General features: G+C 61.7%; 19 protein-coding genes. 13 read left to right on the top strand and 6 right to left on the bottom strand.

All coding sequences use genetic code 11. The features are described from left to right. Positions 1–5: 5 nt before the first annotated feature. Positions 6–923 carry a phosphonate ABC transporter ATP-binding protein gene (gene phnC / locus PQR53_RS04200; RefSeq protein ID WP_408451326.1) on the bottom strand — a complete coding sequence of 306 codons (918 nt, stop codon included), beginning with the start codon at positions 921–923 and terminating at the stop codon, positions 6–8. A gap of 291 nt (positions 924–1,214) precedes the next feature. On the opposite strand from phnC, the gene PQR53_RS04205 reads away from it, so the two are divergent. The 4 genes from PQR53_RS04205 (at position 1,215) to PQR53_RS04220 (ending at position 9,073) form a co-directional block, all read left to right on the top strand. After that, the gene (locus PQR53_RS04205) at positions 1,215–2,249 is read left to right on the top strand and encodes a M14 family zinc carboxypeptidase (RefSeq protein WP_408451327.1); all 1,035 of its coding nucleotides are present in this window, start codon (positions 1,215–1,217) and stop codon (positions 2,247–2,249) included. Then, a complete protein-coding gene (locus tag PQR53_RS04210; protein WP_408451328.1) occupies positions 2,246–3,022 on the top strand; it encodes an alpha/beta fold hydrolase in 777 nt (258 codons plus the stop codon). The genes PQR53_RS04205 and PQR53_RS04210 overlap by 4 nt, the downstream gene beginning before the upstream one ends. 158 nt (positions 3,023–3,180) lie before the next feature. Continuing rightward, positions 3,181–8,022 carry an NAD-glutamate dehydrogenase gene (locus PQR53_RS04215; RefSeq protein WP_408451329.1) on the top strand — a complete coding sequence of 1,614 codons (4,842 nt, stop codon included), beginning with the start codon at positions 3,181–3,183 and terminating at the stop codon, positions 8,020–8,022. A gap of 145 nt (positions 8,023–8,167) precedes the next feature. Continuing rightward, a complete protein-coding gene (locus PQR53_RS04220; protein ID WP_408451330.1) occupies positions 8,168–9,073 on the top strand; it encodes a cation diffusion facilitator family transporter in 906 nt (301 codons plus the stop codon). Positions 9,074–9,178: 105 nt separating this feature from the next. Here the strand turns inward: PQR53_RS04220 and PQR53_RS04225 are convergent, their stop codons facing one another. Next, on the bottom strand, positions 9,179–10,159 hold the full coding sequence (locus PQR53_RS04225; protein ID WP_408451331.1) for an aldo/keto reductase: 981 nt from the start codon (positions 10,157–10,159) through the stop codon (positions 9,179–9,181). 241 nt (positions 10,160–10,400) lie between these two features. On the opposite strand from PQR53_RS04225, the gene PQR53_RS04230 reads away from it, so the two are divergent. Continuing rightward, on the top strand, positions 10,401–11,474 hold the full coding sequence (locus PQR53_RS04230) for a purine-nucleoside phosphorylase (RefSeq protein WP_408451332.1): 1,074 nt from the start codon (positions 10,401–10,403) through the stop codon (positions 11,472–11,474). A 1,074-nt stretch (positions 11,475–12,548) separates the two neighbouring features. Here the strand turns inward: PQR53_RS04230 and PQR53_RS04235 are convergent. Together PQR53_RS04235 and PQR53_RS04240 are read right to left on the bottom strand one after the other, a co-directional pair. Beyond that, a complete protein-coding gene (locus tag PQR53_RS04235; RefSeq protein WP_408451333.1) occupies positions 12,549–12,860 on the bottom strand; it encodes a DUF4148 domain-containing protein in 312 nt (103 codons plus the stop codon). Positions 12,861–13,073: 213 nt separating this feature from the next. Next, positions 13,074–14,078: a LysR family transcriptional regulator gene (locus PQR53_RS04240; RefSeq protein ID WP_408451334.1), complete on the bottom strand. Its 1,005-nt coding sequence runs from the start codon at positions 14,076–14,078 to the stop codon at positions 13,074–13,076. Positions 14,079–14,252: 174 nt separating this feature from the next. On the opposite strand from PQR53_RS04240, the gene PQR53_RS04245 reads away from it, so the two are divergent. The 4 genes from PQR53_RS04245 to PQR53_RS04260 all read left to right on the top strand — a co-directional run bounded on the left by PQR53_RS04245 (position 14,253) and on the right by PQR53_RS04260 (position 21,261). Then, positions 14,253–15,107: an alpha/beta hydrolase gene (locus tag PQR53_RS04245; protein ID WP_408451335.1), complete on the top strand. Its 855-nt coding sequence runs from the start codon at positions 14,253–14,255 to the stop codon at positions 15,105–15,107. 45 nt (positions 15,108–15,152) lie between these two features. Beyond that, complete coding sequence (locus PQR53_RS04250; RefSeq protein ID WP_408451336.1) at positions 15,153–16,364, top strand: efflux RND transporter periplasmic adaptor subunit; 1,212 nt, start codon at positions 15,153–15,155, stop codon at positions 16,362–16,364. 84 nt (positions 16,365–16,448) lie between these two features. After that, positions 16,449–19,634, top strand: coding sequence for an efflux RND transporter permease subunit (locus tag PQR53_RS04255; RefSeq protein WP_408451337.1), 3,186 nt, complete (start codon positions 16,449–16,451; stop codon positions 19,632–19,634). Between the two features lie 13 nt (positions 19,635–19,647). Beyond that, positions 19,648–21,261 (top strand): efflux transporter outer membrane subunit, encoded by a 1,614-nt coding sequence (locus tag PQR53_RS04260; RefSeq protein ID WP_408451338.1) that lies wholly within the window; start codon positions 19,648–19,650, stop codon positions 21,259–21,261. A 128-nt stretch (positions 21,262–21,389) separates the two neighbouring features. Here PQR53_RS04260 and PQR53_RS04265 read toward each other — a convergent pair whose 3' ends face one another. Beyond that, positions 21,390–21,716 (bottom strand): hypothetical protein, encoded by a 327-nt coding sequence (locus PQR53_RS04265; RefSeq protein ID WP_408451339.1) that lies wholly within the window; start codon positions 21,714–21,716, stop codon positions 21,390–21,392. Further along, complete coding sequence (locus tag PQR53_RS04270; protein WP_408451340.1) at positions 21,709–22,032, bottom strand: helix-turn-helix domain-containing protein; 324 nt, start codon at positions 22,030–22,032, stop codon at positions 21,709–21,711. Before PQR53_RS04270 ends, PQR53_RS04265 begins: the two co-directional genes overlap by 8 nt. Positions 22,033–22,392: 360 nt before the next feature. Here PQR53_RS04270 and PQR53_RS04275 point away from each other — a divergent pair, with 360 nt between their 5' ends. The 4 genes from PQR53_RS04275 to PQR53_RS04290 all read left to right on the top strand — a co-directional run bounded on the left by PQR53_RS04275 (position 22,393) and on the right by PQR53_RS04290 (position 26,552). Next, positions 22,393–23,232 (top strand): MetQ/NlpA family ABC transporter substrate-binding protein, encoded by an 840-nt coding sequence (locus tag PQR53_RS04275; protein ID WP_408451341.1) that lies wholly within the window; start codon positions 22,393–22,395, stop codon positions 23,230–23,232. 93 nt (positions 23,233–23,325) lie between these two features. Continuing rightward, positions 23,326–24,732 carry an LLM class flavin-dependent oxidoreductase gene (locus PQR53_RS04280; RefSeq protein ID WP_408451342.1) on the top strand — a complete coding sequence of 469 codons (1,407 nt, stop codon included), beginning with the start codon at positions 23,326–23,328 and terminating at the stop codon, positions 24,730–24,732. A 13-nt stretch (positions 24,733–24,745) separates the two neighbouring features. Then, positions 24,746–25,903, top strand: a complete 1,158-nt coding sequence (locus PQR53_RS04285) for a methionine ABC transporter ATP-binding protein (protein ID WP_408451343.1) — start codon at positions 24,746–24,748, stop codon at positions 25,901–25,903. Further along, a complete protein-coding gene (locus tag PQR53_RS04290; protein ID WP_074286788.1) occupies positions 25,896–26,552 on the top strand; it encodes a methionine ABC transporter permease in 657 nt (218 codons plus the stop codon). The genes PQR53_RS04285 and PQR53_RS04290 overlap by 8 nt, the downstream gene beginning before the upstream one ends. Positions 26,553–26,576: the final 24 nt, after the last annotated feature.

Below are 26,576 nucleotides of genomic sequence, written 5' to 3' on the forward strand. Positions count from 1 at the left end.
CGCGCTCAGCTCGAGTGCGCCGGTTTGAGGGCGAACGCATAACGCGTCGAGGCGGGTACGGTGCTTTGCGTCGCGGCGCCGGTTTCGATACCGCCGGCATTGCTGGCCGTATCAGCGGCACTGCTTTCGGTGGCTTCCTGATCGAGCAGTTCGCGGGCGTCGTCGCCGTAGAGTTTCTTGAGCAGGGCGGGCGTGAGCGCGGTGGAAGGGCCGTCGTAGACCACCTTGCCGTGTCGCAACGCAACCGTGCGCGGGCAATACTGCATCGCGATGTCGACCTGGTGCAGCGAGACCAGTACCGTCAGTTGATGCTCGACGTTGAGTGCGCGCAGCATTTCCATCACCCGGCGCGACGATTCGGGATCGAGCGAGGCGATCGGCTCGTCGGCGAGCACGATGCGCGCACGCTGCACCAGCGCACGCGCCAATGCCGCGCGCTGCTGCTGACCGCCGGAGAGGTTGGCGGCGCGTTCGCGCGCATGGCCGCCGATGCCGACTTCATTGAGCGCGGCCAACGAGAGCGCCCGCTCGGCAGCCGGAAAGCGTCCGGTGAGACGGCGCCACAACGGCAGCCGCGCGAGCGCGCCGATCAACACGTTGCTCTCCACGGAAAGCCGGTTCACCAGATTGAATTGCTGGAACACGAAGCCGATATCGCGGCGAATGCTGCGCACTTCCCGCACGATGCGGCCGTTCTGCTGGATCGGCCGGCCAAGAATCGCGATCTGCGAGGGCTGCGCATCCGAGGGCGTAAAGCCCGCGATATGGCGCAGCAGCGTCGACTTGCCCGAACCCGAAGCGCCGATCAACGCAACCATCTCTCCCGGCTCGACGCGCAGATCGATTTCGTCCAGCGCCTTGCGGCCGTTGCCGAACGTCTTGCTCAACCTTTCGATACGAATTGCTTCCCGAATTGCTTCCATGAGTACCCCTTGATGCATCCGGCCATTGCCGGCATGTGTGGAGCACATTCTAGGAAGCGACTGTGACGGTTGAGTGAAGGTGTCGCAACGTCTAGACGACTATATCTTCGCATGTCATTTTTGCGTCGCCAAAAAGGCAGCTGGAAGTCATTCGTTCGAATGAAAAGTGACACCCGTATGACACGATTTGCCTCGGATAGCGCCGGCTGTGCATGATCGCCGGCAGCCAGGCTATATTGCGTCATCCGGCGTGCCGTCCCCAATAACCTTGCAGTTCCTTTCGACGTCGTCATGCAGCCTTTGAGCTTTCTTCCCGACAGCTTTGCGGAGTACGAAGATCTCAAGACGATCCTCGATCAGGGCAGCGCCAGCTTCGAGATCCGCACTGCCTGCGAAACCACGGTGCGTGGCCGGCAATTCGCCGTGCACACCGCGAGCATCGGTTCGACCGACCCGCTCGCGCCGGCTATTGGCTTTTTTGCCGGCATTCACGGGCTCGAACGGATCGGCTCGCAACTCGTGCTCGACTACATGCGCGCGCTGCTCGCCCGGCTGGAATGGGATGAACTGCTAGTGCGGCAGTTGCAGTCGATTCGTCTGATCTTTATGCCGATCGTCAATCCGGGCGGCATGTGGGCTGCCACACGCTCCAATCCGAGCGGTGTCGACCTGATGCGCAACGCGCCGCAGAATGCCGACGAACGCGTGCCGCTGCTTGCCGGCGGTCAACGGGTCGGTGCATGGCTGCCCTGGTATCGCGGGCGGCAAGGTGAGCCGATGCAGCCGGAGGCCATGGCACTCCTGCGGGTCGTTGAGACAGAAATGAGCGCGCGGCCGCTGAGCATCGCGCTCGACTGTCATTCGGGTTACGGCTGGAGCGACAGCATCTGGTTTCCCTACGCACGTACCCGCAAACTGATGCCCCATCTGCCGGAAATGTACGTGCTGAAAACCATGTTCGAGCGCGCGCATCCGCATCACGGCTATGCGTTCGAGCCGCAGAGCCACCAGTATCTGTTGCATGGCGATCTGTGGGACTTCGCGTACGACCGTACGCCTGCGCCGAACGTCTTCCTGCCGATGACGCTCGAACTCGGTTCATGGCTGTGGATCAAGAAAAATCCACGTCAACTGTTTTCACGTCAGGGCATGTTCAATCCAGTGAAAGCGCATCGCACCGCACGCGTGCTGCGGCGCCACGCGAATCTGCTCGATTTCCTCGCACGCGCGGCGTTCTCATCGCAACGCTGGCTGCCGCAAGGCAATCGTCGCGAGCAATTGCTGCAAAGCGCGATCGACCATTGGACCAAACCGGAAGCGTCATGAGCACGTGGATTCTGCTGCGTGGACTGACGCGCGAAACACGCCATTGGGGGCGTTTGCCGGGCTTGCTGCGCGAGGTGCCCCGCATGGATCGGCTGTTGCTGCTCGATCTGCCCGGCAACGGCGAGTTCGCGAACTTGCGCGCACCGGCGGTGGTCGAGGATATGGTGGGTTTCGTGCGGATTGCTGCGCTGCAAAGCGGAGCGGCCGCGCCCTACCGCGTGCTGGCGATGTCGCTGGGCGGCATGGTCGCGACCGATTGGGCGCAACGGCATCCCGGCGAGATCGAGCGGCTCGTGCTGATCAATACCAGCATGCGCCCATACAGCCGCATGCACGAGCGCTTGCGTCCCTCCGCATGGCCGGGCCTGCTGGGCGTCGCAGCCCACTGGCGGGACGCGCCGCGCGCGGAAAGCGGCATTCATCGGCTGACCTGCAATAACGTCGAAACGCTGGACGCGGATCTCGAGGCATGGGGCGAAATTCGCCAGAGCGCGCCGGTGAGCCGCGGCAATGCGTTGCGGCAGCTTTGGGCCGCCGCGCGCTTTAGTGCGGCGCCCACGAAGCCGCCTTGCCCGTTGCTGATTCTCTCTTCACGCGCGGACAAGCTGGTCGATCCGGTGTGTTCGGCCAAACTCGCGGCGGCGTGGGGCGCAACGCATCGCGAGCATCAATGGGCCGGTCACGACTTGCCGCACGACGACCCGGCGTGGACCAGCGAACAGGTTCACGCGTGGCTGATAGAAGAGGCTGGTGAGCCGAAGGCCGCGCTTTAAACAGATGACGGCACTGCTGCAGCGCTGCCACGAGCAACGGGTATAACCCAGGTGAGCTCGCGCATCGCTTTCCGGGACGGCAGGCGCATAATCCCCGTTCAGACGATGCATGCGAATCAAGCGATACTCGCTATTGCCGCCCGCCGGGGGAGTTGATCATGCAAGCAAAGAATGAAGAAGCCGTCACGCACCTGCTAAACGATGTTGTTGAATTTGCACGTGGGCGTTTGCCGGAGCCGACCTTCAACGTCGTCGAACCGTTCTTGCGGCACTACTACGATTTCGTCGATGCCGACGATCTGCAGAGCCGCTCGATCGCCGACCTATATGGCGCGGCGCTCGCGCACTGGCAAACCGCGCAGCGCTTCGTGCCCGGCAGCGAACGGCTGCGTGTCTACAACCCGATACTCGAACAGCACGGCTGGCATTCCGATCATACGGTGATCGAGATCGTCAACGACGACATGCCGTTTCTGGTCGATTCGGTGTCGATGGCGGTCAATCGCCTCGGGCTCGCGCTGCATTCCGTCGTGCATCCGGTGTTCCGCATCTGGCGCGGACCGGACGGCAGCATCGCGCGCGTAGGTCAGGGCGCCGAAGAGGCCGCCGACACGCGCTCGCAGCTCGCCTCATTCATTCACTTCGAAGTCGACCGTTGCGGCGACGCAGCGAAGCTCGACGCCTTGCGTGAGGAGATCGCGAAGGTGCTGCGCGATGTACGCGCGGCAGTGGAAGACTGGCCGAAGATCGTCGAACTCGCGCGCCTGACCATCAAAGGCATGAAGGCCGGCGAGGCGGGGCCCGAAGGTCTCGAAGCCCGGGCGTTTCTCGAATGGATGGTGGCCGATCATTTCACCTTTCTTGGCCAGCGCGATTATGAACTGGTGCAGCAGGACAGCGGCTTTGGCTTGCGCGCGGTGCCGGGCTCCGGTCTCGGTATTCTGCGTGATGCGCTGCGTCCCGAAGGCGCCGCTGAAGTCACGCCATTGCCGCCGGCGGCCGCCGAGATCATCTCCGGCTCTTCGCCGATCTTCCTGACCAAGGCCAACTCGCGCGCGACGGTGCATCGGCCGGGCTATCTGGATTACGTCGGCATCAAGCTGACCGGTGCGGACGGCAAGGTGACCGGCGAGCGGCGTTTCATCGGCCTGTATACGTCGACCGCGTATCTGGTGTCGGCCGCGGAGATTCCGATTGTGCGGCGCAAATGCGCGAACATCGTGCGGCGGGCCGGCTTCCTGCCGAAGGGCCATCTCGCCAAATCACTGGTGACGGTGCTCGAAACCTATCCGCGCGACGAACTGTTTCAGGCCGACGAAAACCAGCTCTACGATATCGCGCTCGGTGTGTTGCGTTTGCAGGAACATCAGCGCACGCGCCTGTTCGTGCGGCGCGACCGTTTCGACCGCTTCGTGTCGTGTCTCGTGTTCGTTCCGCGCGACAAGTACAACACCGATCTGCGGCAGCGCATTGCCAATCTGCTGGCCGATGCATTCAACGGAGAAAGTGTCGAGTTCACGCCGCTGTTGTCGGAGTCGACCCTCGCGCGCATTCACTTCGTCGTGCATGCAAAGCCGGGTGGCATGCCCACGGTCGATACACGTGAACTCGAAGCGCGCCTCGTGCATGTCACGCGCCGCTGGCAGGACGATCTCGCCGACGCATTACTCGACGCATTCGGCGAGGAGCAGGGCAACCGTCTCCTGCAACACTATGCGGATTCGTTTCCGCCGGGCTACCGCGACGATTATCCAGCGCGTACGGCGGTGCGCGATATCGAGCTGATCGAACGCGTGCAGGGCAGCGAGCGGCTCGCGATGAACCTGTACCGCCCGATCGAAGCCGGGCCGCGCGCGTTTCGTTTCAAGGTTTATCGTGCGGGGTTGCCTATTGCGTTGTCGCGCAGTTTGCCGATGCTCGAACATCTCGGCGTACGTGTCGATGAAGAGCGGCCTTATCTGATCGAAGCGCCCGACGCTGCGCCCGCGTGGATTCACGACTTCGGCCTCGAACTCGCGGACGATGCGGAGTTCGATATCGAACGCGTGAAGGATCTATTCGAAGACGCATTCGAACAGGTGTGGACCGGCGGAATCGAAAGCGACGATTTCAACCGCCTGGTGTTGCGCGCGCAACTGAATGCGCGCGAGGTGACGATTCTGCGTGCTTATGCGAAGTACTTGCGGCAGGTGGGGTCGACATTCAGCGACGCATATATCGAACGTGCGGTGACCGGCAATCCGGCGATTGCCCGCATGCTCGTGGAGCTATTCATCGCGCGCTTCGATCCCGCGCTCGGCGAGACCCGCGAGGCGCGCGTCGACGGCTGGCTGAAGACGATCGACAGCGCGCTCGATCAGGTGCCGAATCTCGATGAGGACCGGATACTCCGGCAATTCCTGGGTGTCATCAAGGCCACGCAGCGCACGAACTATTATCGTTTCGACGCCGACGGTCATCCGAAACCGTATCTGTCATTCAAGTTCAATCCCGCCCAGGTGCCCGGTTTGCCTGAACCGAAACCGATGTTCGAAATCTGGGTGTATTCGCCACGCGTGGAAGGCGTGCATTTGCGCGGCGGCCGTGTCGCGCGCGGCGGGCTGCGCTGGTCGGACCGCCGGGAGGACTTCCGCACGGAAGTGCTCGGGCTGATGAAGGCGCAGATGGTGAAGAACGTGGTGATCGTGCCGGTCGGCTCCAAGGGCGGCTTCGTCGTGAAGAACCCGCCGCCGCAGATGGAACGTGACGCGTGGATGCGCGAAGGCATCGCCTGCTATCAGACGTTCCTGCGCGGCCTGCTCGATCTGACCGACAACCTCGCGGGCACGGCGGTGGTGCCGCCGCCGGATGTGGTGCGTCACGATCCTGACGATCCCTATCTGGTCGTCGCTGCCGACAAGGGCACGGCCACCTTCTCGGATTACGCGAACGCGATCTCGCAGGAATATGGTTTCTGGCTCGACGACGCCTTCGCGTCGGGTGGTTCGGTCGGCTATGACCACAAGAAAATGGCGATCACGGCGCGCGGCGCGTGGGAGTCGGTCAAGCGGCATTTCCGTGAAATGGGCGTCGATACGCAAGCCACCGACTTCACGGTGGTGGGCGTCGGCGATATGTCGGGCGATGTGTTTGGCAACGGCATGCTGCTGTCGCCGCATATCAAACTGGTCGCCGCGTTCGATCATCGGCATATCTTTCTCGATCCGAATCCCGATGCGGCGGTAAGCCTTGCCGAACGCGGGCGCCTGTTCGTTCTGGATCGGTCGAGTTGGGCCGACTACGATCCTTCGCTGATCTCGGCGGGCGGCGGCGTGTTTCCGCGCTCGGCCAAGACGATTCCGCTGTCGTCGGCGGTGCAGTCGGTACTTGGCATCAGCGCGCCCGCGCTCGCGCCTGCTGAACTGATGCGCGCGATTCTGCAGGCGCCCGTCGATCTGCTCTACAACGGCGGTATCGGCACCTATGTGAAGGCGAGCCGCGAAACCCAGTTGCAGGTCGGCGACCGCGCCAACGATGCGATCCGTGTCAATGGCGCGGACCTGCACTGCAAGGTCGTGGCGGAAGGCGGCAATCTCGGTCTCACGCAACTCGGGCGTATTGAATTCGCTCAGCGCGGCGGCCGCATCAATACCGATGCGATCGACAACTCTGCCGGTGTCGACTGTTCGGACCACGAGGTCAACATCAAGATTCTGCTGGGCCTCGTCGTCTCCGATGGTGAAATGACCGAGAAGCAGCGCAACGCACTGCTCGCGGAAATGACCGATGAAGTCGGCTTGCTCGTGTTGCAGGACAACTATTACCAGACCCAGGCGCTCTCGATCGCGGGCCGCTACGGCGTCGAATTGCTCGATGCCGAGGCGCGGTTGATGCGTTACCTCGAACGCGCGGGCCGCCTGAACCGCGTGATCGAGTTCCTGCCGACCGATGAGGAAGTCGCTGAACGCCAGGCCGCGAAACAAGGGCTGACCACGCCCGAGCGCGCGGTGCTGCTTGCCTACAGCAAGATGTGGCTGTACGACGCGCTGCTCGAATCGTCGATGCCGGAAGACCCGCTCGTCAGCGACATGCTGGTCGAATACTTTCCGAAGCCGTTGCGGCAGCGCTTTAGCGAACCGATGCAACGCCACCCGCTGCGGCGCGAGATCCTTGCCACGCATTTGACCAATGCGTTGGTGAATCGCGTGGGCTGCGAGTTCGTGCATCGCCTGATGGAAGAGACCGATGCGAAGCCCGGCGACATCGTGCGGGCCTGCATCATGGCGCGCGACGTATTCGATCTCGACGACGTGTGGCGCAGTATCGACGCGCTCGATAACCGTGTCGCCGACGATGTGCAGGCGCGGATGTTCGTCGAAGTGGCGCGGCTCGTCGAACGCTCGGCGCTGTGGTTCCTGCGGCACTTGCAATCGGGCGCGATCAGCGACGGGGATGTCGCCGGCTTGCTCGCACGGTGCCGCGACGCGGCGCAACGCCTCGCTGCGCAATGGCCCGTGCTGCTGCCGGCCGCCGATCTCGAGGCGCTGTCCGAGCGGCAACGGGTGCTCGTGGACGCGGGCGTCGATAGCGAACTGGCGGTGCGGATCGCGAGCGGCGAAATCTCGGCGGCCTTGCTCGACATCGCCGAGGTGGCATCGACCTGCGGGCGCAGTCTCGAACTCGCGGCGGGGGTCTACTTCGCGCTCGGTACGCTGCTGAACTACGGCTGGATCAGCGAGCGCGCGGCGGCGCTGCCGGCACCCACGCATTGGGACATGCTGGCGCGCGCCACGGCGCTGGCCGAACTTGCCCGTCTGAAGCGCGCGTTGACCACGAGCGCGCTGGCCGGCGCCGATGATGCATCGACGTCCGACGCATTGGTCCAGACGTGGCGTGAGAAGCGCGCCACGCAACTGGAGCGCTATGCGCGCCTGCTTGCCGACTTGCGGGCCACGGGCGGTGCGAGCCTGTCGATGCTGCTGGTGATCGTGCGGGAGATGGCCGCGCTGGAGCGCGCATAACACGACGCGAGGCCGGCGAGGGGGACCGTTGCAGAATACGGTGCAAAACAGCGCCGGGGTTGGACGCATGCCGTCTGGCATGTCCATAATACGAACTATTGCCAACCGAAAGCGTTCTGCAAACTCACGGATCCCCTCCACGACGATGAAAGAAGAATCGCCGAAAGCCATTTTCTATGCGCTCGCCGCCAATCTCGGCATTGCTATATGCAAGTTCGCTGCTGCCACCTTCACCGGCTCCGGCTCGATGTTCGCCGAAGCCATTCACTCGACCGCCGACTGCGGTAACCAGCTGCTGCTGCTCTTTGGCCTGAGTGAGGCGCGCAAACCGGCGAGCCCGTTGCATCCCATGGGCAGTGGCCGCGAAATCAATTTCTATTCGTTGCTGGTGGCGTTGCTGCTGTTCTTTGTCGGCGGCGCGTTTTCGGTGTACGAGGGCGTGCATCGTCTGTTTGCGCGCGAGCCGTTGCAGTATGCGTATGTGGCGCTACTCGTGCTAGGCGTTTCGGTGGTGCTGGAAGCCCTTTCGCTGTGGGGCGCGGTCAAGGAAATCCGCAAGACGCACCCCGACAAAAGCATGTGGCGCTGGTTTCGCGAAACGCGCGAGTCCGAGCTGCTGGTGGTGGCAGGCGAGGACATCGCCGCTTTAGCGGGTCTGGCGATGGCTTTCGTCGCCGTGCTGCTGACCATGGTGACCGGCAATCCTGTCTATGACGCATTGGGTTCCATCGGCGTGGGCGTGTTGCTGATGGTGATTGCGTGGCTGGTGGCGCGCGAGGTGAAGTCGATGATCGTCGGCGAATCGGCGAGCCCGGAAGTGCGCCGCGCGATCGAGGCGCATCTGCGCGCGCGCGCCGAGATTCGCAGCGTCATCAACATGATTACGCTGCAGTGGGGCCGTCACGTGGTGGTGGCGGTGCAGGCGGAAATGGTCGACTACGCGAGCGGCCGCGCGATGGTCGATGCAATCAATGTGATCGAAGCGGACTTGCAGGCGGCGTTTCCGCAAGTTCGCTGGGTGTTTTTTGAACCGGACGTACCGCGGGGTTGATGCGTTATCCCGCCTGGTGAAGCACGTCCGGTACATTGAAGGCCGGGGGATTTCGCATCGGTCTGCGCTCAGGCTTTTGCGTCCGCTGGCAGGGGCATTGGCCGCCTAGTTGAAACCGGCCACCGCGTGCGGCACATACAGTTCTTCCAGTTGACGGATTTCGTCCGCGCTCAGATTCAACGACAGTGCCGCGACCGCATCGTCCAGATGATGGAGCTTGGTCGCACCGACGATCGGCGCGGTGATCGGCTTCTTCTGCAACACCCATGCTAGCGCGACTTGCGCACGCGGCACGCCGCGCTCCTTGGCAATCTGACTCACCCGTTCGACGATTCGCCTATCCGCGTCTTCGGTATGCGCGTACAACGTGCGGCCGAATTCGTCGGTCTCCGAACGTGCGCTTTCGGTGTTCCAGTCGCGCGTCAGGCGTCCGCGCGCCAGCGGGCTCCAGGGGATCACACCGATGCCTTCGCTTTCGCACAGCGGCAGCATCTCGCGCTCTTCTTCGCGGTACAGCAGGTTCACGTAGTTCTGCATCGTGACGAAGCGCGTCCAGCCGTGGCTTTCGGCCACATGCAACGCCTTGGCGAACTGCCACGCATACATCGACGACGCGCCGATATAGCGTGCCTTGCCGGCCTTCACGACGTCGTGCAGGGCTTCCATGGTTTCTTCGATCGGCGTGCCGTAGTCCCAGCGGTGGATCTGATACAGATCGACGTAATCCGTCCCGAGGCGCCTCAGGCTGTGGTCGATTTCCGCCATGATCGCCTTGCGTGACAGACCTGCGCCGTTCTGACCCGGACGCATGCGGCCATGGACCTTGGTAGCCAGTACGATTTCGTCGCGCTTCGCAAAGTCCTTCAGCGCGCGGCCGACGATTTCCTCGCTGGTGCCGTCGGAGTACACATTGGCGGTATCGAAGAAATTGATGCCGTGGTCGAGTGCCTGCTTGATGAAGGGACGCGCCGCTTCATCGTCGAGCGACCAGGGGTGGGTGCCGCGAGCGGGCACGCCGTAGCTCATACAGCCGAGACAAAGACGCGATACATCGAGGCCGGTGCGGCCGAGTTTCACATAATCCATCGTGGTGCTCCTGGGTTGAAGTGCACAAACGCGGTGCGTGCTGAGGCCCTCCATTATAGAAACGGTTGCCTCGACGTGCTGGCGGCGCGACAGCCAACCGGACACGCAGGCCCGCGGGGGTCGATCGCGGCGGAATGCGCTAACGCGTAGTGGCAAATAATTTCTTCGCACCTATACTTCTTTCGGCTTGAAAGCAGCACCTTCTCCCAATTCGCATCACAGGCAAAAAGGAAGGATCACGATGCTGACTCGCACACTTGGCGCAACCTGCGCCATTACACTCGCGGCTTGCGCCGTTTTCACATCCGGCCCCGCCAGCGCGGACGGCAGCGACGGTTTCTCGCAAGGCGATGGCGGCTCGCACGGGCGGCCGGTCAAGGTGATGATCATTTCGATGTTTGGGCCGGAGGGGCAGGTGTGGCTCGATCGGCTGGGGCCATGGCGTGAGATTCCCGTCGACGGCCTGTCGCCCGACTACCCGACGGTTCATTGCAACAAGCAGGAGGTGTGTGTCATGACCACTGGCATGGGGCATACGAATGCTGCCGCGTCGATCATGGCGTTGACCTTCTCGCCGCGTTTCGATTTGCGGCATACATATTTTATGGTTGCGGGGATTGCCGGGATCGATCCGCAACAGGGTACGGTTGGATCTGCCGCGTGGGCGAAGTATCTGGTCGACTTTGGGATTCAGTGGGAGATCGATGGGCGGGAGATTCCGCCTGGCTGGAATACCGGGTACCTTGGGATCAATACCACGAGTCCGACGGACAAGCCGCCGCTTGATTATCGGACTGAGGTGTTTCAGTTGAATACCCAGCTTGCCGATACGGCGTTTGCCTTGTCGCATAGCGTTGTGCTTTCCGATGATGCTCAGGCTCAGGCTGCGCGGGCCAGGTATTCTTATGCGCCGGCGAATCGGCCGCCTGCTGTTATTCAATGCGATACGCTGGCCGGGGACACCTGGTGGTCAGGGACGCTGCTTGGGCAGCGGGCTCGCGACTGGACCAAAATCTTGACTGATAACAAAGGGGTTTATTGCACGACGCAGCAGGAGGATAACGCGACGTATGAGGCGCTTAAGCGCGCGGCCTCGGTGCATAAGGTGGATTTGAATCGCGTTGCGGTGCTGCGGGCTGGGTCGGATTTTGATCGGCCTTATGATGGGCAGACTAGTGCGGATAATTTGCTGAACTATGCTGCGCAAGGGGGGTTTACGATCGCTATTGAGAATTTGTTCAGGAGTGGGAATCCGGTTGTGCAGGATATTGTTATGCATTGGGGGGAGTGGAGGGAGGGGGTGCCAAAGAGGTAGTAAAAATGGGTTTTTTTGCCTGCGCGGCGCTTGGCTGTTTGCCTGCGGCGTTGGCCTTTCCTTGCTTTGTTATTGGTCTATTAGCGTCGCCCCTGTGCGGGGCAGGCACCTACTTTTCTTTGCCTGCCGCAAAGAAAAGTAGGCAAAAGAAAGCGGCTCAAACCGCCAAATCTTAAGCGGGTCCCCCGCACAGCCTCGGTAGTGGTGCATCTGGAATCAGTGCTCTCGCACATTCGACGTGAGCGACAAGGGCGTCATACTTCCCGCCTCGCACTGCGTGCTCGCCCGAAAGGGTGATCATGCAAACCAGTGGCTTCGTTTGTGCGGGGTGGGGGCATCGGCCAGGCGCTCAAGTAACGTAGTGACGAAGCCGCGAGCTAATGAACGCGGCAAGCGGAACATGACATGCGGAGCGTGGCCAACGAATGAACGTGGCAAACACGGTTCAGATGAAACGGGCACCTTGCGGTTGCGGAGGCGGCAATCGCGCTATCGGTAGTAAGGGCGGTGACGATTCGATGCGAGCCACTGTAGTGAGCACAAACGCGAGTGTGAAAACGCAGCGACGGTTGGTGCGGTACCCTTCGGCGCGCGAAGCGCCGCCGGAAGCATGACGGCTGTGTCACAGGCGCGGAGTGTGCGAGAGCACGGATTCCAGATGCACCACTACCGAGACTGTGCGGGGGACCCGCTTAAGGGTTAGCGGTTTGAGCCGCTTTCTTTTGCCTACTTTTCTTTGCGGCAGGCAAAGAAAAGTAGGTGCCTGCCCCGCACAGGGGCGACGCTAATAGACCGACAAGAAAACAAGGAAAGGCCAACGCCCTAGGCCCACAGAAAACAAAGCGCTGTGCAGGCAAAAAAAAACCACCAAAAGCCCAACGCCGTAGGCAAACAAACCCAAGCGCCCCGCAAGAATTCACCGTTGTGGCGCCCGATACGGCGTCCAAACAGCAACATCTGTATCCCAGTTATCGAGTTCAGAGGGAGTCATAATGCAATCCTTTTTAAAAAATGCCTATCCGCCACCGCGATGATCAGTTACTTTGGAAACCGAACCATCGCGGCGGAGCCGCCTTACTGCCCATTGGCAACACGAGTCACATCACCGCTTCTGCCTTCCTGCAAGGCAATCCGCGCAGCCTGCGTCTGCCCAATCAGACCTTTATTCGGATACGACGTGCGATTCAGCGCAGGCAACGATCCATCGCGATACGCCGCGACCAGTTCAGCCTGAACTTCAGCGCGAGTTTTCCCACCCGTGCTAGCCGCAGGTTGCGTCTCATACGTGCCCGCATGACCAATGCCGCCACCGCCGTTGCTTTGAGCAAACACCGGCGCGCTCGCCAGCACCGAAAGAGCCAGACCTGCTAGAAGATTGCGTTTCATGATTCACTCCTGTCGATTCATTTGCAGCACAGGCAGCGCTGCGACAGGGTGAAATGTAGACTTCGAGGCGAGTCGGATAAATCGCCGTTTCGCGAAATGAATTGTCGCAATTCCAGAACAATCGCGATCACCATCGAGTAAATCAGGCAACCGCGGCATTAGCGCCACGGTTGGAATTCACTGTTCCACATTCTGTACTTCAACTCGCGCGAATCACGCGACCCATTCCGTCATCACCGGCGTGTCGAGCATCGGAGCAGATTCGCGCTCTTCGAAAGTGCGCTTGGTGCATGTCGCGTCGAGACTGCCGCGTCCGCTCAACAACGGGCAGCGGTCGAATACCTCGGCAATCCAGTCTACGAAAACACGGACTTTAGGCGACAGATGGCGGCTGTGCGGATAGACTGCGGAAATCGGCATCGGCAAAGGCTTCAACTCCGGCAGTACTTCAACCAGCTGTCCCGACCGCAGATGCGGCAGCACCATGAAGAGCGCCGGCTGAATCAGTCCGAAGCCTTCCACTCCGCAGGTTACGTAGGCATCAGAGTCGTTCACCGACACAATGCCCTTCATTTTCACTTCGACTTCTTTGCCATCAACCTTGAAGGCCCAATCGAGCGTGCGTCCCGTGCGGCTCGAAAAGTAATTGACTGCTTTGTGATTCTCGAGATCCTCGAGCGAAGTCGGCATACCCGCGCGCTCGATGTAGTCCGGGGCCGCGCATGTCACGCCCTCGAACAAACCGATACGCCGCGCCACTAGCGACGAATCCTGTAGCGCACCCACACGTATCACGCAATCCACGCCTTCCTGCAACAGATCGACAGGCCGGTCCGTCAATCCGAGTTGCAGGTCGATGTCCGGGTAGCGCGTGTGGAATTCACACAGCGAAGGAATCACCAGCAAGCGTCCGATCGATCCCGGCATGTCGATGCGCAGCTTGCCATGCGGCTTCTTGTTGCCGCTCTGGAAGCTGGCCTCGGTCTCTTCGACGTCCGCGAGGATGCGCACGCAGCGTTCGTAATACGCAGCGCCGTCCGGCGTCAGCGACAAACGCCGCGTGGTCCGGTGCATCAGACGCGTGCCGAGGAACGCTTCGAGGTTCTGAATGATGGTGGTAACGGATGCGCGCGGTAGATCGAGCGTTTCCGCTGCACGGGTAAAACTGTTGGTGTCGACGACGCGCGTGAACACTTGCATGGCCTGAAGCCGGTCCATTGCAAACCTCCAGATAGGGGCGGGCGCTCTGAGCAGAAATCGAATCCGCAGAGCAATCGCATTCGATTGTTCAGGGGCGCCGAATTGTGTTGCCGGATTATAGGCATTTATTTGCGAGTCTGCCGAACCCACAATTCGCACCATTGAAGTTCTATGCGCATTGCGCGGCTCGACATGGATGCATTTAAACCGCCGTACTCCTTCGTGCCCGCCGGCAGCGGCCCGGCACAGGCTGATAGCACGGCACTCGACGTCACCGACGTGCAGATCGAAGGGCACGCGCAGGACATCACGTTGCGTTTGTACCGGCAGCCCGAGAAAACCGCACTGCCAGTACTGCTTTATTTCCACGGCGGCGGCTTTACCAAGGGCTCGATCGATCAGGCCGACTACGCCGCACGTTATTTAGCAGAACACTTACCGGCTCTCGTCGTCTCGGTCGGTTACTCGCTGGCGCCGCAGTTTCCGTTTCCGGCGGCGCCTGAAGACGCGCATCGCGCGGCACTCTGGGTGCAGACTCGAGCACGCGCGTTTGGCGGAAATAGCAAGAAGGTCGGCGTGGCCGGCCACGATGCCGGCGGGCAGCTGGCCAACTGCCTCGCTTTCATCGCGCGTGACCGTGGCGATGTGCGCATCGCCGCGCAAGCGCTGTTCGGACCGATGCTCGATCCGAGCCTCACGCGCCTCGGCGATGAGCAACGGCTCGGCTCGGACATCACCGCGAAAGAGTGCGCGGCGTGTTATCGCGCGTATCTGCCGCAAGCGTCGCAACGCATGCATCCGTATGCCGCGCCGCTCGAATCGTCGCGCCTCGCGGGCCTGCCGGCCACGCTGATCGTGACGGCGCAAAACGATGTGCTGCATGTGGAAGCGGAGAAATACGCGAGCAGTCTGATCGACGCGGGTGTGCTGACCCAGGTGGTCCGCTATCCCAGCATCTCGCACGCCGCGTTGGCCGACCATCCGCCCGCATTGCAGGAAGCGGTGAGATTTTTTCAATGGCGCTTCGATGCGCGCGCCCATCGCTGAAACAGAAATAAACAGAACTTTAATCAACGATACCGGGAGCTTCTCATGACTATCCTTCCTCTTTCCCGTCGCCGTGTGGCGATTGCCGCGCTAGCCGTCGCCGTGGTGGCCGGGCTGGGCACGTTCGGCGCGATTCGCGTCGACGCGAGCTCGCCCGCCGCGCCCACCATCGTGCCGGAAGTCGATGTGGCCACTGTGGTGCAAAAGACCATTACCGACTGGCAGAGCTATTCGGGCCGTCTCGAAGCGGTCGAAAAAGTCGACGTGCGCTCGCAAGTGCCTGGCACGATCGTATCCGTGAACTTCAAGGACGGCGCGCTCGTGAAGAAAGGCGACACGCTGTTCGTGATCGATCCGCGTCCTTACGCAGCCGAAGTCGATCGCGCCGAAGCACAACTTGCAGCCGCGCAGGCGCGTACGGGCTACACGCAAAGCGACTGGGAGCGCGCGCAGCGCCTGATCGCCGACAACGCCATCGCCAAACGCGATTACGACGAGAAGCAGAACGCCGCGCGCGAAGCGAGCGCGAACCTGAAGGCCGCGCAGGCCGCCGTCGAAACCGCGCGCATCAACCTCGGCTACACGAAGATCGTCGCGCCGGTCGCGGGCCGCGTGTCGCGTGCGGAAATCACGGTGGGCAACGTGGTGTCCGCGGGTGCAAGCTCGGCGCCGCTGACCACGCTGGTGTCGGTTTCGCCGATCTACGCATCGTTCGACGCTGACGAACAAACCTATCTGCAGTACCTGAGCCGCGCAAAGGACGGCAGCAAGGTACCGGTGGAACTGGGTCTCGCGGACGAAAGCGGCTATTCGCGCAGCGGCGTGATCGAGTCGGTGGATAACCGTCTCGATACGTCGTCCGGCACGATCCGCGTGCGGGCGAAATTCGACAACCAGGATGGTGCATTGATTCCGGGTCTGTATGCACGCGTGAAGGTCGGCGGCAGCGAGCCGCATCCGGCACTCCTGATCGACGACGCAGCCGTGGGTACCGACCAGGACAAGAAATTCGTGCTGGTGGTCGACCAGAACAACCATGTCGTCTACCGCGAAATCGCGGTGGGCGGCATGCAGGGCAACCTGCGCGTCGTCAACGGCGGCCTGAAGGCGTCTGATCGAATCGTCGTGAACGGTATCCAGCGGGTGCGTCCGGGCGATGCAGTGCGCGCTCACATGGTGCCGATGACCGCCGATCAGGATCCGAACAGCGCGCCGCTTGCGCAGACGCGAGCGAAAGCAGCGGACAAGAACTCGTGAGCCCCGTGCGCCGCGCTTATCTGACCAGAACTGGCCACATTGCGTAGCCGTAGCGGGCGCATGCTCCAACGTTAAGAGCTTCCCATGAACATATCCAAATTTTTCATCGATCGACCGATCTTTGCCGGCGTGCTATCGGTATTGATCCTGCTGGGGGGCATCATTTCGCTCTTCAAGCTGCCGATCTCGGAGTACCCGGAAGTCGTGCCGCCTTCGGTGGTGGTGCATGCGCAGTATCCGGGCGCTAATCCGAAAGTGATCGCCGAGGCCGTCGCGGCGCCGCTCGAAGAGCAGATCAACGGTGTCGAGAACATGCTGTACATGCAGTCGCAAGCCAACAGCGACGGCAATCTCACGCTGACGGTGACCTTCAAGCTCGGCACCAATCCGGACCTCGCGACACAACTGGTGCAGAACCGCGTCAACCAGGCGTTGCCGCGCCTGCCGGAAGACGTGCAGCGTCTCGGCATCACGACCATCAAGAGTTCGCCGACGCTGACGATGGTGGTCCACCTGATCTCGCCGAACAATCGCTACGACATGACGTATCTGCGCAACTACGCGCTGTTGAACGTCAAGGATCGGCTCGCGCGGATTCAGGGCGTGGGTGAAGTGCAATTGTGGGGTTCGGGCGACTACGCGATGCGCGTCTGGCTCGATCCGCAGAAAGTGGCACAACGTGGTTTGACCGCGACCGAAGTGGTCAACGCGATTCGTGAGCAGAATATCCAGGTGGCAGCCGGTGTGATCGGCGCATCGCCTTCGGTACCGGGCACGCAATTGCAGTTGTCGGTGAATGCGCGTGGCCGTTTGAAGACTGAGGGCGAATTCGGCGACATCATCGTCAAGACCGCGCCGGATGGCGGCGTGACGTACCTGCGTGATATTGCGCGTGTCGAACTGGCGGCGTCGGAATACGGGCTGCGTTCGTTGCTCGACAATAAGCCGGCGGTTGCGCTCGCCATCAATCAGGCGCCGGGTGCGAATTCGCTGGCGATTTCCGACCAGGTTCGTTCCGCGATGAAGGAACTGGCCGAAGACATGCCGGCGGGCGTCGAATACAAGATCGTCTACGACCCGACGCAGTTCGTGCGCTCCAGTATCGAGGCGGTGATCCACACGCTGCTCGAAGCGATCGCGCTGGTGGTGATCGTGGTGATCGTGTTCCTGCAAACGTGGCGGGCGTCGATCATTCCGCTGATCGCGGTGCCGGTGTCGATTGTCGGTACGTTCTCGTTGCTGCTCGCCTTCGGCTTCTCGATCAACGCCTTGTCATTGTTCGGCATGGTGCTCGCCATCGGGATCGTGGTGGACGATGCGATCGTGGTGGTGGAGAACGTCGAGCGGAATATCGAAAACGGGCTCAGTGCGCGCGATGCAACGTATAAGGCGATGCAGGAGGTCAGTGGGCCGATTATCGCCATCGCGCTGACGCTGGTCGCGGTGTTCGTACCGCTCGCTTTCATGACCGGCTTGACGGGGCAGTTCTACAAGCAGTTCGCGATGACTATCGCGATCTCGACCGTGATTTCGGCGTTCAACTCGCTGACCTTGTCGCCGGCTTTGTCCGCGTTGCTGTTGCGCGGCCACGGCGCGAAGGAAGACTTGCTGACGCGTGTGATGAATCGCGTGCTGGGCCGCTTTTTCAAGGGTTTCAACAAGGTGTTCCATCGCGGCTCGACCGCGTATGGCGGTGGCGTGAAGGGCGTGCTGCGCCGTAAAGGGGCGATGCTCGCGGTGTACGCGATCCTGCTGGGCGCGACGGTGCTGATCTCGCGCGTCGTGCCGGGTGGCTTCGTGCCGGCACAGGACAAGGAATACCTGATTGCGTTTGCACAGCTACCGAACGGCGCATCGCTGGATCGAACGGAAAAAGTGATCCGCGACATGAGCTCGATTGCATTGAAGCAGCCGGGCGTGGAAAGCGCGGTGGCGTTCCCGGGTTTGTCGGTGAACGGTTTCACCAATAGTTCGAGCGCGGGCATCGTGTTCGTCACGTTGAAGCCTTTCAAGGACCGCGGCAACAAGAAGCTCTCGGCCGGCGCGATTGCCGGTGCGTTGAACCAGCAGTACGCTGCGATCAAGGATTCGTTCGTCGCGGTGTTCCCTCCGCCTCCCGTGCTGGGTCTCGGCACGCTTGGCGGCTTCAAGATGCAACTGGAAGATCACGGCGCGGTGGGCTATGCGGAGTTGAACAAGGCGGCGGAAGCGTTCGTGAAGAAGGCGGCGCAAACGCCTGAACTCGGACCGACGTTCTCGAGCTATCAGATCAACGTGCCGCAACTGAATGTCGACCTGGATCGCGTGAAGGCCAAGCAACTCGGCGTGCCGGTCACGGACGTGTTCAACACGATGCAGATCTATCTGGGCTCGCTGTATGTGAACGACTTCAACCGCTTCGGCCGCGTGTATCAGGTGCGGGTGCAGGCGGACGCGCCGTTCCGTCAACGTGCCGACGACATCCTGCAACTGAAGACTCGTAATGCGGCGGGAGACATGGTGCCGTTGTCGTCACTGGTCACGGTGACGCCGACGTACGGTCCGGAAATGGTGGTGCGCTACAACGGCTATACCGCCGCTGACATCAACGGTGGACCGGCGCCAGGCTTCTCGTCGGGCCAGGCTCAGGCCGCGGCCGAACGCGTGGCGGCCGAGACCTTGCCGCATGGCGTGAAGCTCGAATGGACTGACCTGACGTATCAGCAGATCATCGCCGGCAATGCGGGGCTGTGGGTGTTCCCGATCAGCGTGCTGCTCGTGTTCCTCGTGCTGGCCGCGCTGTATGAAAGTCTGACGTTGCCGCTCGCGGTGATCCTGATCGTGCCGATGAGCGTGTTGTCCGCGCTGACCGGAGTGTGGCTCACGGGTGGCGACAACAACATCTTCACGCAGATCGGTCTGATGGTGCTGGTGGGGCTGTCGGCGAAGAACGCGATTCTGATCGTCGAGTTTGCTCGCGAACTCGAACATGACGGGCATTCGCCGTTGTCGGCGGCCATCGAGGCGAGCCGCTTGCGTCTGCGTCCGATTCTGATGACGTCGATCGCTTTCATCATGGGTGTGGTGCCGCTGGTGCTGTCGAGCGGAGCCGGTTCGGAGATGCGTCATGCGATGGGTATCGCGGTGTTCTTCGGCATGCTCGGCGTGACGCTGTTCGGCCTGATGCTGACCCCTGTGTTCTATGTGGTGCTGCGTACGCTGGCGGGTGGGACGATTCACGTCGCGCAGAAGGATTCGCCGCACTATGGGGCGCCGGTGACGGACGTCTGAGGAGAAAATAAAAATGAATCGCTTTGAATCTTTAGGCGGGTGGGGCCGGGCGGCTGCCAGCGGTTTGCTGGTGGCATTGCTCGCGGCCTGCTCCGTGGAACCCACGTATAAGCGGCCGGAGGTGGATACGCCGGTCGCGTTCAAGGAAGCGCCTGCTGCTGCATCGGGTGCATCCGCTACTCCGGCTACGGGCGCCGTTTCGGCTCAGGACACCGGCACGTGGAAGCCGGCTCAACCCGCCGACGACGCGCATCGCGGCGAATGGTGGGCGATTTTCGGCGACCCGCAGTTGAATGCGCTCGAAGAGCAGGCTGCCGCTGCGAACCAGGACCTGAAGGCGGCTGCGGCGCGCGTGCAGCAGGCGCGTGCGGTCACGCAGGCGGCGAAGTCGGACTGGTTTCCGAAGTTCGACGCGGGCTTCGGTCCGACGCGCGAACGGGCGTCGGCGGCCTCGCAATTCCAGCCGGATAGCGTGGGTGGCACGAACGGCACGATCTGGCGCGCGCAGGTGGGCGCGTCGTATGAGGCCGATCTGTTCGGGCGAGTCGGGTCGAATGTGAATGCGACGCGTGCGGACGAGCAGCAAACTGAAGCGTTGTTCCGTTCCGTGCAGTTGTCGCTGCAGGCCGACGTCGCGCAGAACTACTTCCAGTTGCGCGAGCTCGACACGGATCAGGACCTGTACCGCCGTACCGTGGCGTTGCGCGAGGACACGCTGAAGCTGGTCGAACGGCGTTTCAAGGAAGGCGATATCGGCGAACTGGACGTTTCTCGTGCCCGCAACGAACTCGCCAGCGCGCGTGCGGATGCAGTGGGCGTGGCGCGTCAGCGCGCGGCCTCGGAGCACAGCCTCGCGATTCTGCTCGGCAAGCCGCCGGCGGATTTCTCGTTCGCGGAAGCGCCGCTCGCGCCGGTGACGGTGCGTGTGCCGGCGGGTCTGCCTTCGGCGCTGCTCGAACGTCGGCCGGATATTTCGGCGGCGGAACGGGCCATGATTGCAGCGAATGCGCGGGTGGGTCTGGCGAAGTCGGCGTTCTTCCCGAAACTCGATATCACCGGCGCGGCTGGCTTTGAATCCGCGACGCTCGGCGACCTGTTCATGTGGTCGAGCCGCGCGTTCATTCTCGGCCCGTTCGCCGGTACGGCGCTGACCTTGCCTTTGTTCGACGGCGGCCGGCGCAAAGCGAACCTCGCGCAAGCCCGCTCGAAGTACGACGAGGATGTGGCGCAATATCGTCAGCAGGTGCTGGTGGCGTTCCGGGAGGTTGAAGACAACCTCGCCGATCTGCGTTTGCTCGACGATCAGATGCGCGAGCAGAACGATGCGGTCGTGGCCTCGCAGCGTGCGGCGCATCTGTCGCGCACGCAGTACACGGAAGGCGCGGTCAGCTATCTGGATGTGATCGACGGCGAGCGGCAGGTGCTGATTTCGCAACTGCAGGCGAGCCATCTTTCGGGCACGCAAGCGGTGGCGACGGTGAATCTGATTCGGGCGCTGGGCGGCGGCTGGGGTGAGGGCAAGGCGGCGGGCGACGAGGCGGTGGGGGCGGTTGCGCCGGCTCCGGGTGCGATTGATGCGTCTTCTGCATCTGCTTTTGTGTCGGCAGAGCAGGTGGCAAAGCGCTAGGAGTTGCTGTACCAATAGAGGGTGACGGACGCTGGGTCACGCGGTAGCGTGGCCCAGCGATTTCTATCGTTTCTGACTGCTGCCGGCAAACGGACTTTATCGCCGGCGCTTGCCCAGTTGCACAACGTCTAGCGCCTGCCTTTCCATTGCATTCGGTCGATTTCATCGAGGTCCTGTCTGGCGTGTTTCGCGAGCAGCAAATCCAGGCCAAATCCTTCGGGGGCTGCATCGCGTAACACGCCGAAAATGCCGTTCATCAGTGTTGTGGTTGCAGGCTTGGTCGAGCGCGAGAACGGCAGATTGCTGGGATCGATAAGGAAGGCGTCTGCGCGTGTCCTATATTCCGGCGCATAGGCGAATTGCCCGATCCCCGGCGACCATCCGAAAGTGCCGCAGGCAACGGGTGCAACTTCGCCTGGGAGCCAGATCCAGACTGGCCGTGTTTTTTCAGCCATTCGATCCTCGTACGCGTTTCGGCAGGCGACTCAGAGCTGCTTTCTGAATGATGGGATCATCTTCCGGGCGTGCCGCTTGTCGAAGTATGTCCAGAGCATCCAGCAACCATAGCGCCATTACCACTTGCCCAAATGCCACAGACGGCCGGCCCTTCTCAAGGTTGACCACGGTGTTCACGCTGACGCCCATCTTCGCGGCGAGGTCGGCCTGAGTCCATGATTGGGCCCGACGTGCGAGCGCGATCTTGTTTCCCAAGGCAGTGATAACCTCCTCCGCTTCGAACGGCAGCATATCGAGTGGCTGCGACTTTTTCACAATAAAATCAAATTTAGGTCGTTAAATTTTGATTTAATACATATTCTCTGTTTTTTCAAGGCCGCTTCGTAGCCCTCTTCCCCCAAATCATTTTTCCCGCTTTCCTTCCAAAAATCCGTTCGTAGACCGCTGGTTTCCCGCCATCTATGATGATTCGCACCTCATCTGGAGAGAGGCGATGACCTGTCCGACCTGCCGCTGTCCGCGCTGATCCGCTCACGCGTTCTATTGCTGCTGCACGCCGCTTGACCCGCGCGCCGCAGATTTCCGTTGCCCGATCCTTTTAGGCATGCGCAGCCGCGTGCCGTTGGATCGGCACGCCCCGAGAATCACTTCGCCCGAAATCTAAACGAGCTCACCATGCGCATTTCCTTATCCACTGTGCGGCGTTTCTTCCACGCGCCGGCTTTCACCCTCATCAGCGTGTTCGGCCTCGCATTGGCGTTGTCCGCCGCGCCTGCACGCGCGGCAGATACGCCCACATTGAAAATCGGCACCGCCACCAGCCCGCAAATCGAGGCGCTCAAAGTGGCTGCGCGCGAAGCGAAAGAGCAGGGGCTCGACGTGAAGATCATCGAGTTCACAGACTGGAATACGCCGAACGCGGCGCTCGCCAATAAGGATATCGACGTCAACTACTTCCAGCACATTCCGTTTCTCGAGAACGCGAAAAAGCAGGGCGGCTATAACTTCATCGCAATCGCGCCGGGCACGATCATGAAGATCGGTCTGTACTCGAAAAAGATCAAACGCTTCGACGAATTGAAAGACGGCGCCACGGTCGCCATCGCCAATGATCCGGTCAACGGCGGTCGCGGGCTGCTGTTACTGCAACGCGCAGGTCTCATCAAGCTGAAGCCGGGCATCGACTATCGCGCCACCACGCTTGACATCATCGACAACCCGAAGCATCTGAAGATCGTCCAACTCGAGGCATCGCAACTGGCGCGCTCGCTAGACGACGTCGATCTCGCCCAAGGCTACCCGAGCTTCATCAAGCTTGCGGGCACCGCCGATCCGAATAGCGCATTGCTGTTCGACGGTCTGGAAAACAAGAACTACGCGATCCAGTGGGTCGTGCGTCCGGAAAGCGCGAACGACCCGCGTATCCGCAAGTTCATCTCGATCTATCAGCATTCGCCCGCTGTGCGCGCCGCGCTCGATAAGGCCTTTGGCAACCTCTACGCCGTTGCCTGGTAAGTTACACCGCCAGGTTATGCAACTGGGCCGCGTGACTGAGTCACGCAACCAGACCGCGCAGCCAGCAACGTTGTATTTGCAAGGAGCCGTACGATGGCGAAGAAAAAGATCCTGCTGAACGCGTTCAACATGAACGCGGTCGGCCATATCAACCATGGTTTGTGGACGCATCCGCGTGACCGTTCCGCGCATTACACCGATCTCGACTACTGGACGAGTCTCGCGCAAACGCTCGAGCGCGGCAAGTTCGACGGGATCTTTCTCGCAGATATCGTCGGTGTGTACGACGTGTACCAGGGCGGCCCGGAAACCCCGTTGCGCGAATCGGTGCAGATTCCGATCAACGATCCGTCGCTGATCGTGCCCGCCATGGCGCATGTGACGAAGCACATCGGCTTCGGTGTCACATCGAATCTGACTTACGAACCGCCGTATCTGTTTGCGCGCCGCATGTCGACGCTGGATCATCTGACCAAGGGCCGGGTGGGCTGGAACATCGTCACCGGCTATCTGGACAGCGCGGCGCGCGGCATGGGTCTCGCGCAACAGATCAGCCATGACGACCGCTACGATCGCGCCGACGACTACATGGAGGTGGTCTATAAGCTATGGGAGCAAAGCTGGGAAGACGACGCGGTGGTGCGCGATCGTGCGGCGCGTATCTTCTCGCATCCCGGCAAGGTGCACCGGGTGAAACACGACGGTCCGTTCTATTCGATCGACGCAATTCATTTGAGCGAGCCGTCGCCGCAACGCACGCCGGTTCTGTATCAGGCGGGTTCGTCGAGCCGGGGCGTCGATTTCGCCGCACGTCACGCGGAATGCGTGTTTGTCGGCGGCCAGAACAAGCAGCTCACGCGCTCCATTGTCGATGACATTCGAGCACGGGCGGTGAGCTTCGGGCGCGCGCCTGACGATATCAAGATCTTTGCCGGTATCACTGTTGTAGTCGGCGAAACAGAACGCGCCGCGCGGGAGAAATTCGAAGAGTACCGCCGTTATGCGAGCGCCGAGGGCGGTATCGCGCATTTCTCCAGTTCCACCGGCATCGACTTCTCGCAGTACGAGCTGGATGAACCGATTTCGTATGTGAAGACCGAATCGATGCAATCGGCGGTTGAAGCGATTTCGAAGAAGAGCGTGAGCGGCGTGTGGACCAAACGCAAAGTGCTCGAACAGATGACGCTCGGCGGCCGTGCGAAGCCCGTGGTCGGTTCACCTCAACAGATCGCGGATGAGCTGGTGTCGTGGATCGAAGAGGCCGGCGTCGACGGCTTCAATCTGACGCGTACCGTCATGCCCGAATCGTTCGAAGACTTCGTCGATCTGGTGGTGCCGGAATTGCAGAATCGCGGTGTCTACAAGGAAGACTACGACCCGGCGCCGACGCTGCGTGAAAAGCTGTTCGGCGGCGGCCGCGCGCGACTGCCGGAGGTGCATGCCGGCGCGCAGCATCGGCGTCACGCGCAAACCGGCGCACGATCAACCGTGGAAGCCTGAGAGGAGCGAAACCATGGCCAATCTCTTCGACGTGCCGCAGTTCATTGAAGATGCGCCGTCCCTCGGCTTGAATCACATCGCGGCCGATACCACGCAAGAAGCCGTCGTGTTCGACGACGTGGGCAAGGTATTCGCCAACCCGCGCGGCTTGTCGACCGCGGCGCTGGCGAACGTCACGATGAAGGTGGCGCGCGGCCAGGTATTCGGCATCATCGGCCGCAGCGGGGCGGGCAAGTCGACGCTGCTGCGGCTCGTCAACGGTCTGGAAAAGCCTAGTTCCGGCGCTGTCCGCGTCAATGGTGTGAGCGTCGGCGAACTCGACGAACGCGGGCTGGTTACATTGCGGCGGCGCATCGGCATGGTGTTCCAGCATTTCAATCTGCTCTCCGCAAAAACGGTGCGCGAGAACATTGCGTTGCCGCTGAAAATCGCCGGTGCGCCTAAAGCGGCAATCGACAAAAAAGTCGACGCGTTGCTCGAACTGGTCGGCCTGTCCACCAAGCGCGACGCTTATCCGGCGAGTTTGTCCGGCGGCCAGAAGCAGCGCGTCGGAATCGCGCGCGCCTTGGTGACCGACCCGGACATTCTGCTGTGCGACGAGGCGACATCCGCACTCGATCCTGAAACGACGCAGGCCATTCTCGCATTGCTGCGCGATATCAATCAGCGGCTCAATCTGACCATCGTGCTGATTACGCACGAGATGCAGGTGATTCGCGAAGTCTGCGATGCGGTGGCGGTGATCGAACGCGGAGAAGTAGTGGAGACCGGTCCGGTGTGGCGCGTGTTCGGCGATCCGCAGCATGACGCGACTCGCGCGCTATTGCGCACCTTGGTGCATGACCTGCCGGCGGACCTTGCCGCGCGCGTCAAACCGTTGCACGAGATCGGGCAAGCGGATGCGCGGATTCTGCTCGACGTGCGCTTCACCGGCAGTAATGCGAATGAGCCGGATCTCGGCGGGTTGACGTCCGCACTGAGTCTGGAAGGTGGCCATGTGAGCTTCGTGCATGGTGGCATCGACCGGATTCAGGGCCATGCGCAAGGGCGTCTGGTGATGTCGGCGCAAGTGCGCGCGAAGGCGGACATCACCGTGCAAAAGCAGATCGCGACATTGCTCGAGCGCGCGCGTCAATATGCAAATCATGTCGAGGTGCTCGGCTATGTCTGATCTTTGGCTCTCGGAACTCGCCGATGCCATTCGCGACACCATCGTCATGGTCGGTGTATCCGCCTTCGTCGCGGCCCTGGTCGGGATTCCGCTTGCGCTGGTGCTGGTCACCACGACGCGCGGCGGCATCTTTGAAAAACGCGTGGTCAACAGCACGCTCGGTGCGCTCGTCAATGCGTTCCGCTCCACGCCGTTCATCATTCTGCTGGTCGCGTTGCTGCCGCTCACGCGTTTGCTGATCGGCACCACGATCGGCGTATGGGCGGCCATCGTGCCGCTCAGCATCGCGGCCATTCCTTTCTTTGCGCGCGTGGCAGAAGTGAGCTTGCGCGAGGTGGATCGCGGATTGATCGAAGCCGCGCAGGCAATGGGCGCACAACGCCGGCACATCATCTGGCACGTGCTGCTGCCTGAGGCGCTGCCGGGCATTCTCGGCGGCTTCACGATCACCGTGGTGGCGATGATCGGTTCCTCGGCCATGGCGGGCGCGGTCGGCGCCGGCGGCCTCGGCGACCTGGCGATCCGCTACGGCTACCAGCGTTTCGATACCACCGTGATGGTAACGGTGATCGTGTTGCTGATCGTGATAGTGACGGCGGTGCAGTTCGTCGGCGACCGCTTCGTGCGACGGCTCGCGCAGCGCGCATAATTGCGGTTTCGCTTGCCAAACTTC

This window comes from Paraburkholderia fungorum, from assembly GCF_046027605.1.
Taxonomy (GTDB): domain Bacteria; phylum Pseudomonadota; class Gammaproteobacteria; order Burkholderiales; family Burkholderiaceae; genus Paraburkholderia; species Paraburkholderia fungorum_F.

Excerpts from the sequence above, each read along its gene's own strand:
- PQR53_RS04245 (WP_408451335.1), top strand. The coding sequence starts at position 14,253 with ATGGATGCATTTAAACCGCCGTACTCCTTCGTGCCCGCCGGCAGCGGC.
- PQR53_RS04235 (WP_408451333.1), bottom strand. The coding sequence starts at position 12,860 with ATGAAACGCAATCTTCTAGCAGGTCTGGCTCTTTCGGTGCTGGCGAGC.
- PQR53_RS04290 (WP_074286788.1), top strand. The coding sequence starts at position 25,896 with ATGTCTGATCTTTGGCTCTCGGAACTCGCCGATGCCATTCGCGACACC.
- PQR53_RS04215 (WP_408451329.1), top strand. The coding sequence starts at position 3,181 with ATGCAAGCAAAGAATGAAGAAGCCGTCACGCACCTGCTAAACGATGTT.
- PQR53_RS04260 (WP_408451338.1), top strand. The coding sequence starts at position 19,648 with ATGAATCGCTTTGAATCTTTAGGCGGGTGGGGCCGGGCGGCTGCCAGC.
- PQR53_RS04250 (WP_408451336.1), top strand. The coding sequence starts at position 15,153 with ATGACTATCCTTCCTCTTTCCCGTCGCCGTGTGGCGATTGCCGCGCTA.
- PQR53_RS04275 (WP_408451341.1), top strand. The coding sequence starts at position 22,393 with ATGCGCATTTCCTTATCCACTGTGCGGCGTTTCTTCCACGCGCCGGCT.
- PQR53_RS04255 (WP_408451337.1), top strand. The coding sequence starts at position 16,449 with ATGAACATATCCAAATTTTTCATCGATCGACCGATCTTTGCCGGCGTG.
- PQR53_RS04265 (WP_408451339.1), bottom strand. The coding sequence starts at position 21,716 with ATGGCTGAAAAAACACGGCCAGTCTGGATCTGGCTCCCAGGCGAAGTT.
- PQR53_RS04205 (WP_408451327.1), top strand. The coding sequence starts at position 1,215 with ATGCAGCCTTTGAGCTTTCTTCCCGACAGCTTTGCGGAGTACGAAGAT.
- PQR53_RS04240 (WP_408451334.1), bottom strand. The coding sequence starts at position 14,078 with ATGGACCGGCTTCAGGCCATGCAAGTGTTCACGCGCGTCGTCGACACC.
- PQR53_RS04230 (WP_408451332.1), top strand. The coding sequence starts at position 10,401 with ATGCTGACTCGCACACTTGGCGCAACCTGCGCCATTACACTCGCGGCT.
- PQR53_RS04280 (WP_408451342.1), top strand. The coding sequence starts at position 23,326 with ATGGCGAAGAAAAAGATCCTGCTGAACGCGTTCAACATGAACGCGGTC.
- PQR53_RS04220 (WP_408451330.1), top strand. The coding sequence starts at position 8,168 with ATGAAAGAAGAATCGCCGAAAGCCATTTTCTATGCGCTCGCCGCCAAT.
- PQR53_RS04225 (WP_408451331.1), bottom strand. The coding sequence starts at position 10,159 with ATGGATTATGTGAAACTCGGCCGCACCGGCCTCGATGTATCGCGTCTT.
- PQR53_RS04210 (WP_408451328.1), top strand. The coding sequence starts at position 2,246 with ATGAGCACGTGGATTCTGCTGCGTGGACTGACGCGCGAAACACGCCAT.
- PQR53_RS04285 (WP_408451343.1), top strand. The coding sequence starts at position 24,746 with ATGGCCAATCTCTTCGACGTGCCGCAGTTCATTGAAGATGCGCCGTCC.
- phnC (WP_408451326.1), bottom strand. The coding sequence starts at position 923 with ATGGAAGCAATTCGGGAAGCAATTCGTATCGAAAGGTTGAGCAAGACG.